This is a genomic window from Ralstonia sp. PBBBR1 (genome assembly GCF_002256165.1).
GTDB classification, from domain to species: domain Bacteria; phylum Pseudomonadota; class Gammaproteobacteria; order Burkholderiales; family Burkholderiaceae; genus Ralstonia; species Ralstonia thomasii.
Genome location: NZ_NKIL01000007.1, coordinates 251,301 through 264,729, shown reverse-complemented (window position 1 = coordinate 264,729; position 13,429 = coordinate 251,301). Strand labels below are relative to the sequence as shown.

Sequence of the window (13,429 nt, the reverse complement as noted above, 5' to 3'; positions counted from 1 at the left end):
CTTCCTTAAACCCAGCCCATTGCGGCCAGGAACATGTCGATGATCTTGATGCCCGGGAAGGGCAGCAGCAGGCCGCCCAGGCCGTAGATCAAGAGGTTGCGGCGCAGCAGCGTGGCGGCCCCCAGCGCGCGGTACTTCACGCCCTTGAGCGCCAGCGGAATCAGGAACACGATGATCAGCGCATTGAAGATCACCGCGCTCATCACGGCCGATGCGGGCGTGGCCAGGTGCATCACGTTCAGCGCGGCGAGCTGCGGATACGTCGTGGCAAATGCGGCCGGGATGATGGCGAAGTACTTCGCCACATCGTTGGCGATCGAGAACGTGGTGAGCGAGCCGCGCGTCATCAGCATCTGCTTGCCGATCTCGACAATCTGGATCAGCTTGGTCGGGCTGGAATCCAGGTCGACCATGTTGCCGGCCTCCTTGGCGGCCTGCGTGCCGCTGTTCATGGCGACAGCCACGTCGGCCTGTGCCAGCGCGGGGGCATCGTTGGTGCCGTCACCGGTCATGGCAACAAGCCGGCCCTGCGCCTGCTGTTCGCGGATCAGCGCGAGCTTGGTCTCGGGCGTGGCCTCGGCAATGAAGTCATCAACGCCGGCTTCTGCCGCGATGGACGCGGCGGTGAGGCGGTTGTCACCGGTGATCATCACCGTCTTGATACCCATCTGGCGCAGCTCGGCAAAGCGCTCGCGGATGCCGGCCTTGACGATGTCTTTCAGTTCCACCACCCCGAGCACGCGGTCGTTGTCGGACACCACCAGCGGCGTGCCGCCTTGGCGCGCGACGTCGTCGACGGCAGTCGATACGGCCTCCGGAAACTTGCCGGCCAGCAGCGTCACATGCGTGCGGATCGCATCGGCTGCGCCCTTGCGGATCTGACGGGCGTCGCCTGCATGGGAGACGTTGATGCCGCTCATGCGCGTTTGCGCAGAGAAGGCGACGTACACGGGCTGCGTCTTCGTAAGGGCCGCTTCATCGATGGACGCCTCGCCCAGGTTGCGTGCGAGCGTGACGATGCTGCGGCCTTCCGGCGTTTCATCGGCCAGCGACGACAGCCATGCCGCCTCGGCCAGCTGCTTGGCCGTCACACCCGGCGCAGGGATGAAGCGCGAGGCCTGGCGGTTGCCGTGCGTGATCGTGCCGGTCTTGTCGAGCAGCAGCACATCCACGTCACCGGCCGCTTCCACGGCGCGGCCCGACGTGGCGATCACGTTGGCCTGCATCATGCGGCTCATGCCCGCCACGCCAATGGCGGAGAGCAGCCCGCCAATGGTGGTCGGGATCAGACATACCAGCAGCGCCACCAGCACGGTAATCGTGATCGGCGAGCCCGCCTTCATCGCTTCCACCGAGAAGATCGAATAGGGCAGCAGCGTGACGGTCGCCAGCATCAGGATGATGGTCAGGCTCACCAGCAGAATCGTCAGCGCCAGCTCGTTGGGGGTCTTCTGGCGCTTGGCGCCCTCCACCATCGAGATCATCCGATCCAGGAAGCTCTCGCCGGGGTTGGCGGTGATGCGCACGATGATCCAGTCCGACAGCACACGCGTGCCGCCGGTCACGGACGAGAAATCCCCGCCCGATTCGCGGATGACCGGTGCCGATTCGCCCGTGATGGCGCTTTCGTCCACCGAGGCCACGCCTTCGATGACCTCGCCGTCGCCGGGCACCATGTCGCCGGCTTCGATGAGGACGATGTCGCCACGGCGCAGCGCGGTGGCGACGCGCGATTCCACGCGGTCACGACGGTGCGGGTCTGCCAGCACCTTGGCTTGCACGGTGGTCTTGATGCCGCGCAGCGATGCCGCCTGCTGCTTGCTGCGGCCCTCGGCCAGCGCCTCGGCAAAGTTGGCGAACAGCACCGTGAACCACAGCCACACCGACACGGCGAGGATGAAGCCAGCCGGCGCTTCAGCCTGACCGCGCAGCGCCATGATCCACAGGATGGTGGTGAGGATGCTGCCGACGTAGACGACAAACATCACCGGGTTCTTGGCCTGCGCGCGCGGCGACAGCTTGCGGAAGCTATCGACAATGGCGGGCTTGACCAGCGCCGACGAGAACATCGATAGCTTGCGCACCTCCTTGGCAGACAGCGTCTTGTGCGGGCCGTGCGCCTGCGGCTCGGTGGCTGCGACAGTACCAGTACCGGCGGTGGGCTCAAGCTTGTGCTTGACCGTACGCACAGCCGGTTCGGATTCGGGATAACGGATAGCCATAAGGCACCTGTTGATATTGGGTAGACGACTCGCCGTGCGCTTAGCGGGCGAGATGCTCTGCAATGGGGCCAAGTGCGAGGGCCGGGATGTACGTGAGCGCGCCCACCAGCAGCACCGAGCCGATCAGCAGCACCACAAACAGCGGCCCATGCGTGGGCAGCGTGCCGGCCGTCACGGGCAGGCGCTTCTTGGCGGCAAACGTGCCTGCCATGGCCAGCACCGGAACGATGATCCAGAAGCGGCCCAGCCACATGCAGATAGCCAGCGCAATGTTGTAGAACGGCGTGTTGGCCGACAAACCTGCGAACGCGCTGCCGTTGTTGTTGGAGGCCGACGAGAAGGCGTACAGCACTTCAGAGAAGCCGTGCGTGCCGGGGTTGAAGATGCCGGCCTTGCCCTGCGTGACCACCACGGCAACGGCCGTGCCCACCAGCACCAGCAGCGGCGTGACGAGGATGGCGATCGACGTCATCTTCATCTCGAACACCTCGATCTTCTTGCCTAGGTATTCCGGCGTGCGGCCGATCATCAGGCCCGCGATGAACACGGCCAGGATGGCGTACACCAGCATGCCGTACAGGCCCGAGCCCACACCGCCAAACACCACTTCGCCCAGTTGCATCAGGAACATCGGCACGAAGCCGCCCAGCGCGGTCAGCGAGTCATGCATGGCATTGACCGCCCCGCACGACGCCGCCGTGGTGATGGTGGCAAACAGCGACGAGGCCACGATGCCGAAGCGCGTCTCCTTGCCTTCCATGTTGCCCACGGCCTGATCGATGCCGAGGTTGGCGAGCATCGGGTTGGCGTGCAGCTCAGCCCATGCCAGGAAGACGGCGAGCACCACAAACAGCACCGTCATCGCAGCCAGCACGGCCCAGCCTTGCCGGCCATCGCCCACCATGCCGCCAAACGTAAAGCACAGCGCCGCCGGGATGATGAAGATGCACAGCATCTGCACGAAGTTCGTCAGCGCATTCGGGTTCTCATACGGGTGCGCGGAGTTGGCATTGAACGGGCCGCCGCCATTGGTGCCGATCATCTTGATGGCTTCTTGCGAGGCGATCGGACCCATCGGCAGGGTCTGCGTTTGCGTGGTGGCCTTTTCCGTGACGGGGTTGCCCTGGGCATCCTTGAGCGGGTTGCCCTGCGCGTCCATCTTCGGGTTGTCGTACGTGGTGGCGGTGACGGTGGTCACCTCCTTGTAGCCATCGAAGTTCTGGATCACGCCCTGGCTCACGAAGAACACCGATACCAGAATCGACAGCGGCAGCAGCACGTAAACCGTGGCACGCGTGAAGTCGACCCAGAAGTTGCCAATGGTGTTGGCCGAGTGCCGCGCAAAACCGCGAATGAGCGCAATCACCACCGCAATACCGGTGGCGGCAGACAGGAAGTTCTGCACCGCCAGGCCCAGCATCTGCGTGAGATAGCTCATCGTGCTTTCGCCCGAATAGCCCTGCCAGTTGGTGTTTGTGACAAAGCTGACCGCCGTGTTGAACGACGAATCGGGCGTGACCGCGCCAAAGCCCTGCGGGTTGAGCGGCAGCCACTGCTGCGCGCGCTGCAGCGCATACACCGCCAGCGCGCCCAGCACGTTGACGACGATGACGGCCAGCGCATAGCGCTTCCAGCCCATCTCGGCCTGCGGGTTGACGCCGGCCACGCGATAGAACAGCCGCTCGATGGGGCCGAGCCAGTGCGTGCGCGATGGCTTGTCGCCAAACACGCCGGTCATATACGCGCCCAGCGGTTTGGCCAAAACCAGCAGCACGACCAGATAGATCGCCAGCTGGAGGAGGAACGCATTCATGGTGTGCCTCGCAGTGTTGTTAGAAGCGTTCGGGCCACAAGAGGGCCACGAACAAGTAGACGAGCAGAACCACCGTGATGGCTCCGGACAGCACATAGAGCCAGGTCATTGCTGTTTCTCCATCGCGTGCGTGGTGGGTTGGTCTTTGGTGGCAAGCCGGCCGGAGAGGGCGAGCAATCCGCCCACTGCCAGGGCCAGCACCGCTAGGCCGGCGAGATAAACGAGGTCCATATGCGCTCCCCTTTCCTTCAGGTCGTGGTGGTTAGAACGTCTTGGTCACGGCGAGCAGGGCGGTCGCCTTGCCCATGTAGCTGTCTCGTGTGTTGGTGTAGGCCAGACGCGATGCATTCGTGTCGATGTAGCTCAAAGAAGCTGTCCAGCCCGAACCAAAATCCTTCGTTACGCCCACTTTCCAGTCGGCATAGGACGTGCGCACCACTTGGTGCGGCACTTGTTGATAGCCCACGTGCAGGTTCAGCGTCAGGCCCCAGAAACCGGTGTCGAAATTGCCGGACAGATCGAAGTACTGGCTGTGGTGGCTATCTGCAAAACCGAACAGGTTGGAGAACGCATGCGAATACTTGAACGTGACCGGCCCGTAGCCGATCTGCGCATAGCCCTCGGTGGTGTGCGGGCGGGTGTAGCCGTCGGGGTAGCTGCCCGGGTAGTAGTACTGCAGCACGCCCACATCAATGGGCACATCCTTCATCAGCTCGGTCTTGTAGCCGCCGTAGAAATCCATCTCGATGGGGGCAGAGACGTTGGGGTTGGAATCCCCCAGCCAGCTGATCGATGAGTTCCAGTTGCCCACATAGAAGCCGTTGGGCAGCGCGTAATCCACACCACCCTGGATGGCAGGCTTGTTGTTGGTCTGCATGAGACCGCGATAGCGGTATTGGCTGGCCAGCGTGACGTTGGCCGTCAACGGGCTGGCGGGTGTAGCGGCGGGGGCCGGGGCAGCGTCAGTGGACTGCGCAAAAGCGGCCGCGCTCGACAGTGCTGCGGCACAGAAGACAACGCCACCGATGACGGTGGCGTGCAAAGAAACCTTGGCTTGCATGGACCTTTCCCTTGTAGTTTTGGTGCCGCCCGGCTTGGCGCGTGTGCGCATCAACTGGGGCCGATTGCGGCGTGCAGGCAGGCTCCCGTCACAGGGCCTGCGTGCAGTGCAACATTAGGGAAGCGGGGATAAAAACGGGATAAAGCTTGAGGGGAGGGGTGTAAACGCCGTGTAAAAACGGTCGATTGCCCAGGCGATGACTGCCCCGGTTGCATCAGGAGAGCCCACAAGCCAGACACACCGGGCCGCGATACAGCTCAGAGCAAAGGCGAGACATTCCGTAGCGGATAGCGCCGGTCTTGGTTGTCGGATTTCGGGGAATACGGCCACCCGCATTGCGGCGGGCTCTGGCGCGGTCGACTTTGATGGCTACGCAAGTGTTGGCCGGCGCCCCGCGCGGATGACGGCAACGCTACGTCATGACGACGAGCGTCCTGCGTACGGGCACGCTGGTTAGCGAACCAGCGTCACCGGAATGCGCGACAGGCGCATCAACCGGTTGGAGAGCCGGGCGGCCATCAGCGAGCCGAGCGGCGAGCGGGCTGCCGAGCCCATCACGATCATGTCGCATTGGTTGGCGGCCGCGGTTTGCGCGATGGTCTCGGCCACGCGACCGATCCGGACTTGAGCGACATAGTGCGCGCCGGCATCGTCCAGGATGGCGCGCGCGCGTCGCAGGGCCTCTTCACCGCTTTGTTCTTCAAGTTCGCGCAGGGCCTGCAGCGAGTGGTAGGCGCTGGCGCGTCCCCCTTCAATCGGGGTCTGCACGTTGAGCAGCACAATGTCCGACGCGCAACGGTCCTGGCAGAGAAAGGCTGCATGGCGAACCGCGTCGAGCGCGTGGCGGGAACCGTTGACGGGGACGAGAAGCTTGAGCATTGCGTAACCCTGATCACGTTGATCGACCGGCGGCAGGGTGAGTCGGGTCGTTGCCTGCACATTGCCGGGGTGTGGCCGTTTGAACAGCGTGACGGCCTGTCGCTGTTATACGAACGCCGTCGCAAAGACGGTGTAAAGACTGCGCCCCACGTCCATAAAAAACCTGTAAAGGTTGCCTGCAACGCGTGCGCCGTCAGCGCGGCGTCGGATGACGTCGGCAGCGGCACCAGCAGCGGCAGGAGAAGTCTTCAGGATGGATCCCCGGAGTTCGAGAGCCCTTTTTCATGGTGCTCGATTGCGCGCCCGTAGCGTCGGGACGCGCTGCGCTCGTCGAGGTAGAGCACCAGGAACAACATCACGAGAGCGAGCACGGCACCCGCACCGAGTAGCCATCTGGCGGCCAAAGTCATGATGATTGGGCGCACTGCGCCCCCATAGTCCAGTTCATAGAAGGGTAGTCAGGCGGTTGTCAAAAACGTGTAGAGACTTGGCGTGGCCGTAGAAAAATCTTGTAAACGCCTTGCCGGCGCGTCTGCACTGTTGCGGTCCCGGACAAGGGTTTCCAGGCGAACAGCACGGCAAGGCAGCCTGGGCATGCATCGGTAGCGTTGCCGATGGTGTTGCTTTAGATTGCCCACTAGAACGCGATCTAACTCGGTGCGCACGGGTGAGAAAGACAGCCTCCCGCGGCGACGCCGCCCGCATCGATATCGTCTGCTGCTGGGGAGACACCATGGCAAGCCTGGCCAAGATGTGGCAGTTGCTGTTCGGCAAACCACTGGACCCGCTGGACCCGCGCACACGACACGCTATTGCCGTAACGCCACTGCTGGCGTGGGTCGGTCTGGGCGCAGATGGTCTCTCATCCTCCTGCTATGGCCCGGAAGAAGCCTTCCTGGCACTGGGCCAGCACACGCCGCTTGCGTTGTTCCTTGCGCTGGCCACCGCCGCCACGGTGTTCATCATCGCGCTGGGCTACAACCAGGTCATCGAGCTGTTTCCGACTGGCGGAGGCGGTTACCGCGTAGCCACGGCGCTGCTCGGGCCCCGGCCCGGGCTCGTATCGGGCGCCGCACTCCTTGTCGACTACGTGCTGACCGTTGCAACGTCGCTCGCCAGTGGCGTCGACGCGTTCTTCAGCCTGTTGCCCGTGAGCGCGCAGGCTTTCAAGCTGGGCACCGAGGTTGTGCTGGTCGTACTGATGACCGGGCTCAACTTTCGGGGCATGCGCGAATCCATCCTCGTGCTGCTGCCCATCTTCATCGGCTTCGTGGTGCTGCACCTCGGTTTGATCGTCTATGGCGTAGCGGTGCACGGCGAGCACCTTGCCGCTGTCGTGCCCGAGGCCGTCGGCGAGGCGCATGGCATGTCGCAGGCGTTCGGGCCGCTGGTCATGATCGGGCTGCTGATGCGCGCGTTCTCGATGGGCGGCGGTACCTATACGGGGCTTGAGGCCGTCTCCAACAACGTCAACATGCTGGCCGAACCGCGTGTTCCCGCAGGCAAGCGCACCATGGTGTACATGGCAACGTCGCTGGCCTTTACGGCGGGCGGCATCATCCTGCTCTACATGCTTTGGCAGGCCAAACCGGTGGAAGGGCAAACGCTCAACGCCGTGGTGTTCGGCAACGTGATCGACCACATGGGCCTGGGCTCCGACTTCGCACGCAATGCGCTGCTGGCCGCCGTGCTTGCGTTCGAGGCCGGCCTGCTGCTGGTGGGGGCGCAAACCGGTTTCCTGGACGGCCCCGCGGTGCTGTCGAACATGGCCCAGGACTCATGGGTGCCACGTCATTTCCGTGATCTGTCGACGCGACTGGTGCGGCAGAACGGCATCATCGTGATGGGTGTGGCCAGCGTCATCATCCTGCTGTGGACGCACGGCCAGGTGGCGGTACTGGTGGTGCTCTACAGCATCAACGTCTTCCTGACCTTCAGCCTGTCATTGCTGGGACTGTGCACCTATTGGTGGCGCCGCCGCCGCGATGGCGGCAACTGGTACACGCACTTCGGTCTGTCGGCGCTTGGGCTTTCGGTCACCAGCACGGTGCTCGTCATTACGCTGGTCGAGAAATTCATGGCCGGCGGTTGGTTGACCGTGGTCGTCACCAGCGCGGTGGTCGCACTCTGCTTCCTGATCCGGCGGCATTACGACGAAACGCGCGCACTGATCGCCAAGGAAGACGCCTTGTTTGCCGGCCAGCCGCCGGCAGTTGACCCAACCACGGCACCGGCAACACCCGACCCGTCGCAGCCGACTGCCATCCTGCTGGTGGGCAAGCATCGCGGCGCCAGCATGCACGCGCTGCTCTGGGTCAACCGGCTGTTTCCGGGTCACTTCAAGAACGTCATCTTCCTGGCCGTGGGCGAAGTGGACGCACAGAGCTACGAGGGCGCGGAGCACCTGGACCACCTGCGGCAGACCATCAGCGCATCGCTGGAGTACTACGTCGCGCATTGCCGGCGGCACGGCATGGCGGCCGACTACCGCATCGCCTTCGGCACCCACCCGATTGCCGAATTCACCCGACTGGCCGAAACCACGATGGACGCGTTTCCGAACAGCGTCTGCTTTGCCAGCAAGCTGATCTTCAAACAGGTCAACTTCCTGACCGCATGGCTGCATAACCAGACGCCGCTCGAGATTCAGACGCGCCTGCATGTGCAGGGCAGGCAGATGGTGCTGCTGCCGATGAATGTGGGGTAGGTGGAGCCGATGTGGGGGAAGTGCGCCGCGGCATGGAAACAATGCTGCCAATGATGGTGGCGGGCAAAGAAGCCTTGGCTTGCATGGACCTTTCCCTTGTAGTTTGGGTGCCGCCCGGCCCGGCGCAGGTGCGCGTCAACTGGGGCCGGATGCGGCGTGCAGGCAGGCTCCCGTCACAGGGCCTGCGTGCAGTGCAACAGTAGGGAAAGGGGGGTAAAAACGGGGTAAAGGTTGGGGGAGGGGTGTAAACGCCGTGTAAAAACTGAAACTGCGCCAGCTGCGGTTTCGCTGGCAGGTTTCAACTAAATTCGCAGTTCTTTCAAACCTGCGTTCAGGATCCGTAGGCCACCGTCCTATTGCAGACCTATATGCGTAACGGCCGCAGCCTTTCGTGATCGAAAAATGGATCGCGAGATCCTGTGACCACCCGGTGTCCCATTAGTAGTGCCTGCAAAAATCCATCGGCCGTGCGCGCGGAGAGCAAAAGGTGTTCAACAAAGAATACGTTGTGAAATAGAAAATTGTCGAATGGATTGGCCTGAGGGTCGTCAGGGTAGAGCGTCACAAAATCCTTGTAGCGTGACTGCAATAGTCTCAATTGTTCATTCGCCTCCTTGAGATGAGCCAGTTGCTCTCCGGTCAGCGACGGACCGGGGCTCAAGGTAACCTGCGAGAACGTGTGCAGCATATTCCGCACGACAGCTCCGTCATGGAGGCCGCCATAGTCGGCAAGTGAAACCACGCATTTGATGAGGCGTCGCCCGCTCAGGTATAGCGCCGTACCGTCACTAAACCGCAACTCTCCGGATCGAAGTAAGGTGAGCTCGTGTCGCGCCAACTGGTTGAAACCTCGCACAACGCCGCGAGCCAAATCAACTGCAAGTTGGACCTCATTGCCGGCATTCGTCTTGCGCGTGAGCCCTTTCTTCTTCATCTCGAACAGCGCCACGATTTCCGGGGTTTCAACGATCAGGTCGATATCTCCGCCTTTAAAACCAGTGCTCCCTTCTATGTCAGCACGACGGCAACTAATGCCGAGCTGCGCCAGTCGATCGAGCATGTGTGTTTCAAAAGCTATCCCGATCTTGTTGCTCGCCTCTTTATCCACCCTTGCGTAGTGTCCAACGAGCCGCGAAAAAAATGCTGGCCCGAGAAAGGGGCGCGGTGCGATCCAGTATCGCTGGCCTGATGCTTTTGCGATGGCGCATTCTCGTGTGTCTGCAAGTGCAGCATCAGACGGTACGCGATAGCGGCGATTCGGTTCCGAAAGAGCGAAGTCATTGAGCAGCGCTTCACTGGCTGCGACTCCAATGTTCTGGGCCAAAAATCGCTCTAGATTCGAACGGTCAATGAACGTGGATGCGGCATCAGAAGTGGATACAGCCAGGAGAATTTTCCAAAGCACGACGGCGTCATTGAACTTCCACCCCGTGCGCACCGAAGCATCGGCCTTAGAGACCTCCGCGAAGAGACTGAGCATTAGGAGTTCCATGTGCTCGGGGTCGCATTGCGGCACAGCGAATAACTCGTCATACAACACCACCCGAAGCAGCATTTCAAGGACACGCCTCGGATAGGGCGGAAACATTGTTTCGTAAGTTGTGAACGGTTCCACCTCGTAGAGCGCTGCAAAATGGGTCGCCGCTTCGGCTATTGCCGACTCTTTTACCCGAATCTTGCTGGGCCCAGGTCTGCGTCCCAGGGTCTTGATCGCCGCGCGATACAGGTGGCCGAGCGGTACGGAGCGGTCTAACTTTCGCCCCATCAAATCCGGAGTCGGATGGAGATGAAAGCGGCGAACAAGTGGATCAAATTTGTTCTGCAACCAGCGATCCACTTGCTTGATTGCCGCCGTATCTCCTAAGACCATCATCGGCGCGACTGCGGTGTCGGAAAGCGCTGACCAGACGCAGTTTGATGAAACCAAAATTTGATCGCCAATCAGTCCAACGTTGATATTTTTCTTGTTGAAGAAGCGTACCGCGTGGGCGAACGTGACATCCGCGGGTTGGGGGTGGTTCGCTGTAGCCCACTGCATGTCCCTGCGCTCGCGATAGGTCAAAGCAATCTGAATTGCATCGATCCATCTATTGTCTGTTGCAGAAATCGTGGGTATCGCACCTTTCCCGTTGAGCGAATCCCTCAGGATATGGACGACGGAAAAGTATGGTTCTAGCGGTGTATGCGCGAGCATGCTGGACAAAACGACCTCCTTGGCCAGCGCCCCAAGCTCACTGGAGATGTCGTCGTTTAAGGGGCGACGAAGCTGCACCCCTTCTGCTAAAGGGTCCTGGAAGAGATCGGCGATTGAACCGAAGGTTTCGTCATAGTAGGTATATCGACCTGTGGGCAGCGATGGTCGGGCCTGGGCTGCTGTAACGGCCTCACGGAATTCGACCCATCGGAGAAATTGAAATCGTTTGATGTCTTTCACTAGCCAAATCCCGGTTCATGAAATTTTTACAGGTGAGCGGCGGTGGCGAGAGCTGCTGGCTCTGGCCCGCCGGGTGACACGAACCCAATAGAAAGGACACTACAACGCCTAGATTTCGTCAACGCTGGAAAGTAGCCCAATGGTCTCTTTGTCAGTTACCCGGTGAGGAATAGGGCAGCATGTCATCGACCTTGATGATCTTCCAACCATCATGTTGCTTAGTGAAAAACACAAGAACAGTGACCTCGCTACGCGATCCAAAACTCACAGGCACGACAACAGCATCGCCGAACGTGAGCCGCCGACCTGGCTTGATATGCGCGAGCCAGTCACGTTCGTCGTAGTCCTGCACCTTCATGAAGTAGTCCGCACCGCCAGGAAGTTGATCTCGCTTGTAGTCTCTGCGCAGGCTCTCAACCGTGGACGCGTCAACGTAGCGACCGATCTCATGATCTAGAAGCGGAAACACTTGGTTCACCTGCTTGTTGATGTACCAGACATAGAATTGCTTCGCTTGCGGACCAAGAGATGTCACGGCGTCGGCGTAGGAAGCGCACGAGAATGCCATCAGAAAACTGGCAATCCAGCATGAGAGTATTTTTTTCATGCTTGCCTCAATGATGCCGATACAACTTGTACGGCGGCTTTTGCGTTCGATACTCTTTCCCAGGATAAAACCCATTGTTCTGGACAAAGTCTGATATCCATCTTGATCCGTCAAACATCGCCATATGGCCGTGAGGGTGCCCCGGGATGGGTTGGATCACGATCACGTCACCTCGACGAGGCGACAAAGCATCCCCCAGTTCGATAAATCCGGCCTGACGCAAGGGGAATCCATAGTCCTTTGCCGATAGCGTTGGCGCCACACTAATTCCGCCTGCTTCAATCGCCTTTCGGACATACTTTGCACAGTTCCCACCGCTTTGGCTTTGCGCATGCTGTCGAACATAATTGGCAGCTGCATTGCTGTCCCACATAGTTTCCTCGCATTCAGTTGATTGAAAATATCTCTCACAAGATATTTCCGAGAATGCTAGGACTTAAGGCGTAGTTTAAGGATTGAGATTTGTGTCGTATTTATTGGAAGTTGTGTTATTCCAATTCAAAAGATTTTCTTCACATCCTTCTCGTACCAAACCTCTCCGCCTAATCCAAACACGTCTACGAGTATTCCGCCCGCGGCACCTCATCCGGCGATCTTTCATCACTTCTGCCAGCTTCGTCGCCTTTTCGCTTTGCTCCCCGACTAAACCGCACCGCCAGCGCCTTGCGCGCCGCATCCAACCCTTCGCCCTGGCCCGCCACCTTGAGGAACGCATACCCCTCTAACGTGGCGCTCATCACATCGCTGCCCAGCGCCAAGTGCGAATCCGCCATGCGTTCGTGAATGCGGGCGACGCGCATGAGGCGGCTGCGTAGCTGATCGAAGCCCGCCAGATCGCGGCGCAGTTCGGCGAGGTCGAAATTGCCGGGCAGCACGTTGGGGTTGTTGTTCAGCACCTCCACGGCCTTGCGCGCGAAGGCTTCGGACTTGTCGCCCATCTTCACCAGCGTTCGGCGCTGAACCGGGGTGAGGTCGATCAGGCTGGCGAGCCGGTCTTCCAGCGTCTTCAGCGCGCCGTCCACGGCGGCCAGATCGGCCGAGGTCAGCTGATACGAAATCAAGTTCTGCGGCATTTCACTCCTCGCAAATCAATTGGCAGTGCCGTGCCATCAAGGGCACGAGGGCGGGAGATTGGCGGCTACGGCGCTGGTCCGCAATGCCAGGAGGGGGTTTTGGGCGAAGAATCAGAATGATCTGATGCGGCCTTCACAACTCGACACATCGAGCGGCGTTCTCGACGGCCCGAGCTCGGTGCTGGGCATATGAGGCTTTTTGCTCGGCCGCCCGAGCTCTGAGCTCGACGTGTGAGGCTTTTTGCTCGGCCGTTCGAGCTCTGAGCTCGGCGCGTGAGGCTTTTTGCTCGGCTGGCCGAGCTCGGAGCTCGGCGTGCGAGGCTTTTTGCTCGACTGCCCAAGCTCGGAGCTCGGCTTGCGAGGCTTTTTGCTCGGCTGCCCAAGCTCGGAGCTCGGCTTGCGAGGCTTTTTGCTCGGCTGCCCAAGCTCGGAGCTCGGCTTGCGAGGCTTTTTGCTCGGCTGCCCAAGCTCGGAGCTCGATGTGTGGGGCTTTTTGCTCGATCGCCCGAGCTTGGAGCTCGACGTACGAAAATCAGAATCCGGTGCGTAACCCCCATCGCTATAATTCCCCCCGCTGCCGCACCAACGGCAGCACGGGTTTAGCGATCCGTAACTCTCCGAAGAGGCCGCCGTC

At 60.9% G+C, this 13,429-nt stretch carries 10 protein-coding genes; 1 reads left to right on the top strand and 9 read right to left on the bottom strand.

Going from position 1 to position 13,429, the window contains the following annotated elements:
• Positions 1-5: 5 nt before the first annotated feature.
• From kdpB to CFE42_RS14665, 6 genes are all read right to left on the bottom strand, one after another.
• Positions 6-2,222, bottom strand: coding sequence for a potassium-transporting ATPase subunit KdpB (gene kdpB / locus CFE42_RS14690; RefSeq protein ID WP_004628484.1), 2,217 nt, complete (start codon positions 2,220-2,222; stop codon positions 6-8).
• 40 nt (positions 2,223-2,262) lie between these two features.
• Entirely contained in the window at positions 2,263-4,035 is a 1,773-nt protein-coding gene (kdpA, locus tag CFE42_RS14685) for a potassium-transporting ATPase subunit KdpA (RefSeq protein ID WP_004628486.1), read from the bottom strand.
• A 19-nt stretch (positions 4,036-4,054) separates the two neighbouring features.
• Positions 4,055-4,144, bottom strand: coding sequence for a K(+)-transporting ATPase subunit F (gene kdpF, locus CFE42_RS14680; protein WP_004628487.1), 90 nt, complete (start codon positions 4,142-4,144; stop codon positions 4,055-4,057).
• Positions 4,141-4,266 (bottom strand): hypothetical protein, encoded by a 126-nt coding sequence (locus tag CFE42_RS14675; RefSeq protein ID WP_004628489.1) that lies wholly within the window; start codon positions 4,264-4,266, stop codon positions 4,141-4,143. The genes kdpF and CFE42_RS14675 overlap by 4 nt, the downstream gene beginning before the upstream one ends.
• 31 nt (positions 4,267-4,297) lie before the next feature.
• A complete protein-coding gene (locus CFE42_RS14670; RefSeq protein WP_004628491.1) occupies positions 4,298-5,095 on the bottom strand; it encodes a TorF family putative porin in 798 nt (265 codons plus the stop codon).
• Between the two features lie 453 nt (positions 5,096-5,548).
• Entirely contained in the window at positions 5,549-5,974 is a 426-nt protein-coding gene (locus CFE42_RS14665; protein ID WP_004628493.1) for a universal stress protein, read from the bottom strand.
• A gap of 733 nt (positions 5,975-6,707) precedes the next feature.
• On the opposite strand from CFE42_RS14665, the gene CFE42_RS14660 reads away from it, so the two are divergent.
• Positions 6,708-8,681 (top strand): APC family permease, encoded by a 1,974-nt coding sequence (locus CFE42_RS14660; RefSeq protein ID WP_004628495.1) that lies wholly within the window; start codon positions 6,708-6,710, stop codon positions 8,679-8,681.
• A gap of 364 nt (positions 8,682-9,045) precedes the next feature.
• Here the strand turns inward: CFE42_RS14660 and CFE42_RS14655 are convergent, their stop codons facing one another.
• From CFE42_RS14655 to CFE42_RS14645, 3 genes are all read right to left on the bottom strand, one after another.
• Entirely contained in the window at positions 9,046-11,115 is a 2,070-nt protein-coding gene (locus tag CFE42_RS14655) for a hypothetical protein (protein ID WP_004628497.1), read from the bottom strand.
• A gap of 151 nt (positions 11,116-11,266) precedes the next feature.
• Entirely contained in the window at positions 11,267-11,722 is a 456-nt protein-coding gene (locus CFE42_RS14650; protein ID WP_004628499.1) for a DUF3828 domain-containing protein, read from the bottom strand.
• Positions 11,723-12,279: 557 nt separating this feature from the next.
• Positions 12,280-12,795 (bottom strand): hypothetical protein, encoded by a 516-nt coding sequence (locus CFE42_RS14645; RefSeq protein WP_004628503.1) that lies wholly within the window; start codon positions 12,793-12,795, stop codon positions 12,280-12,282.
• Positions 12,796-13,429 lie beyond the last annotated feature (634 nt).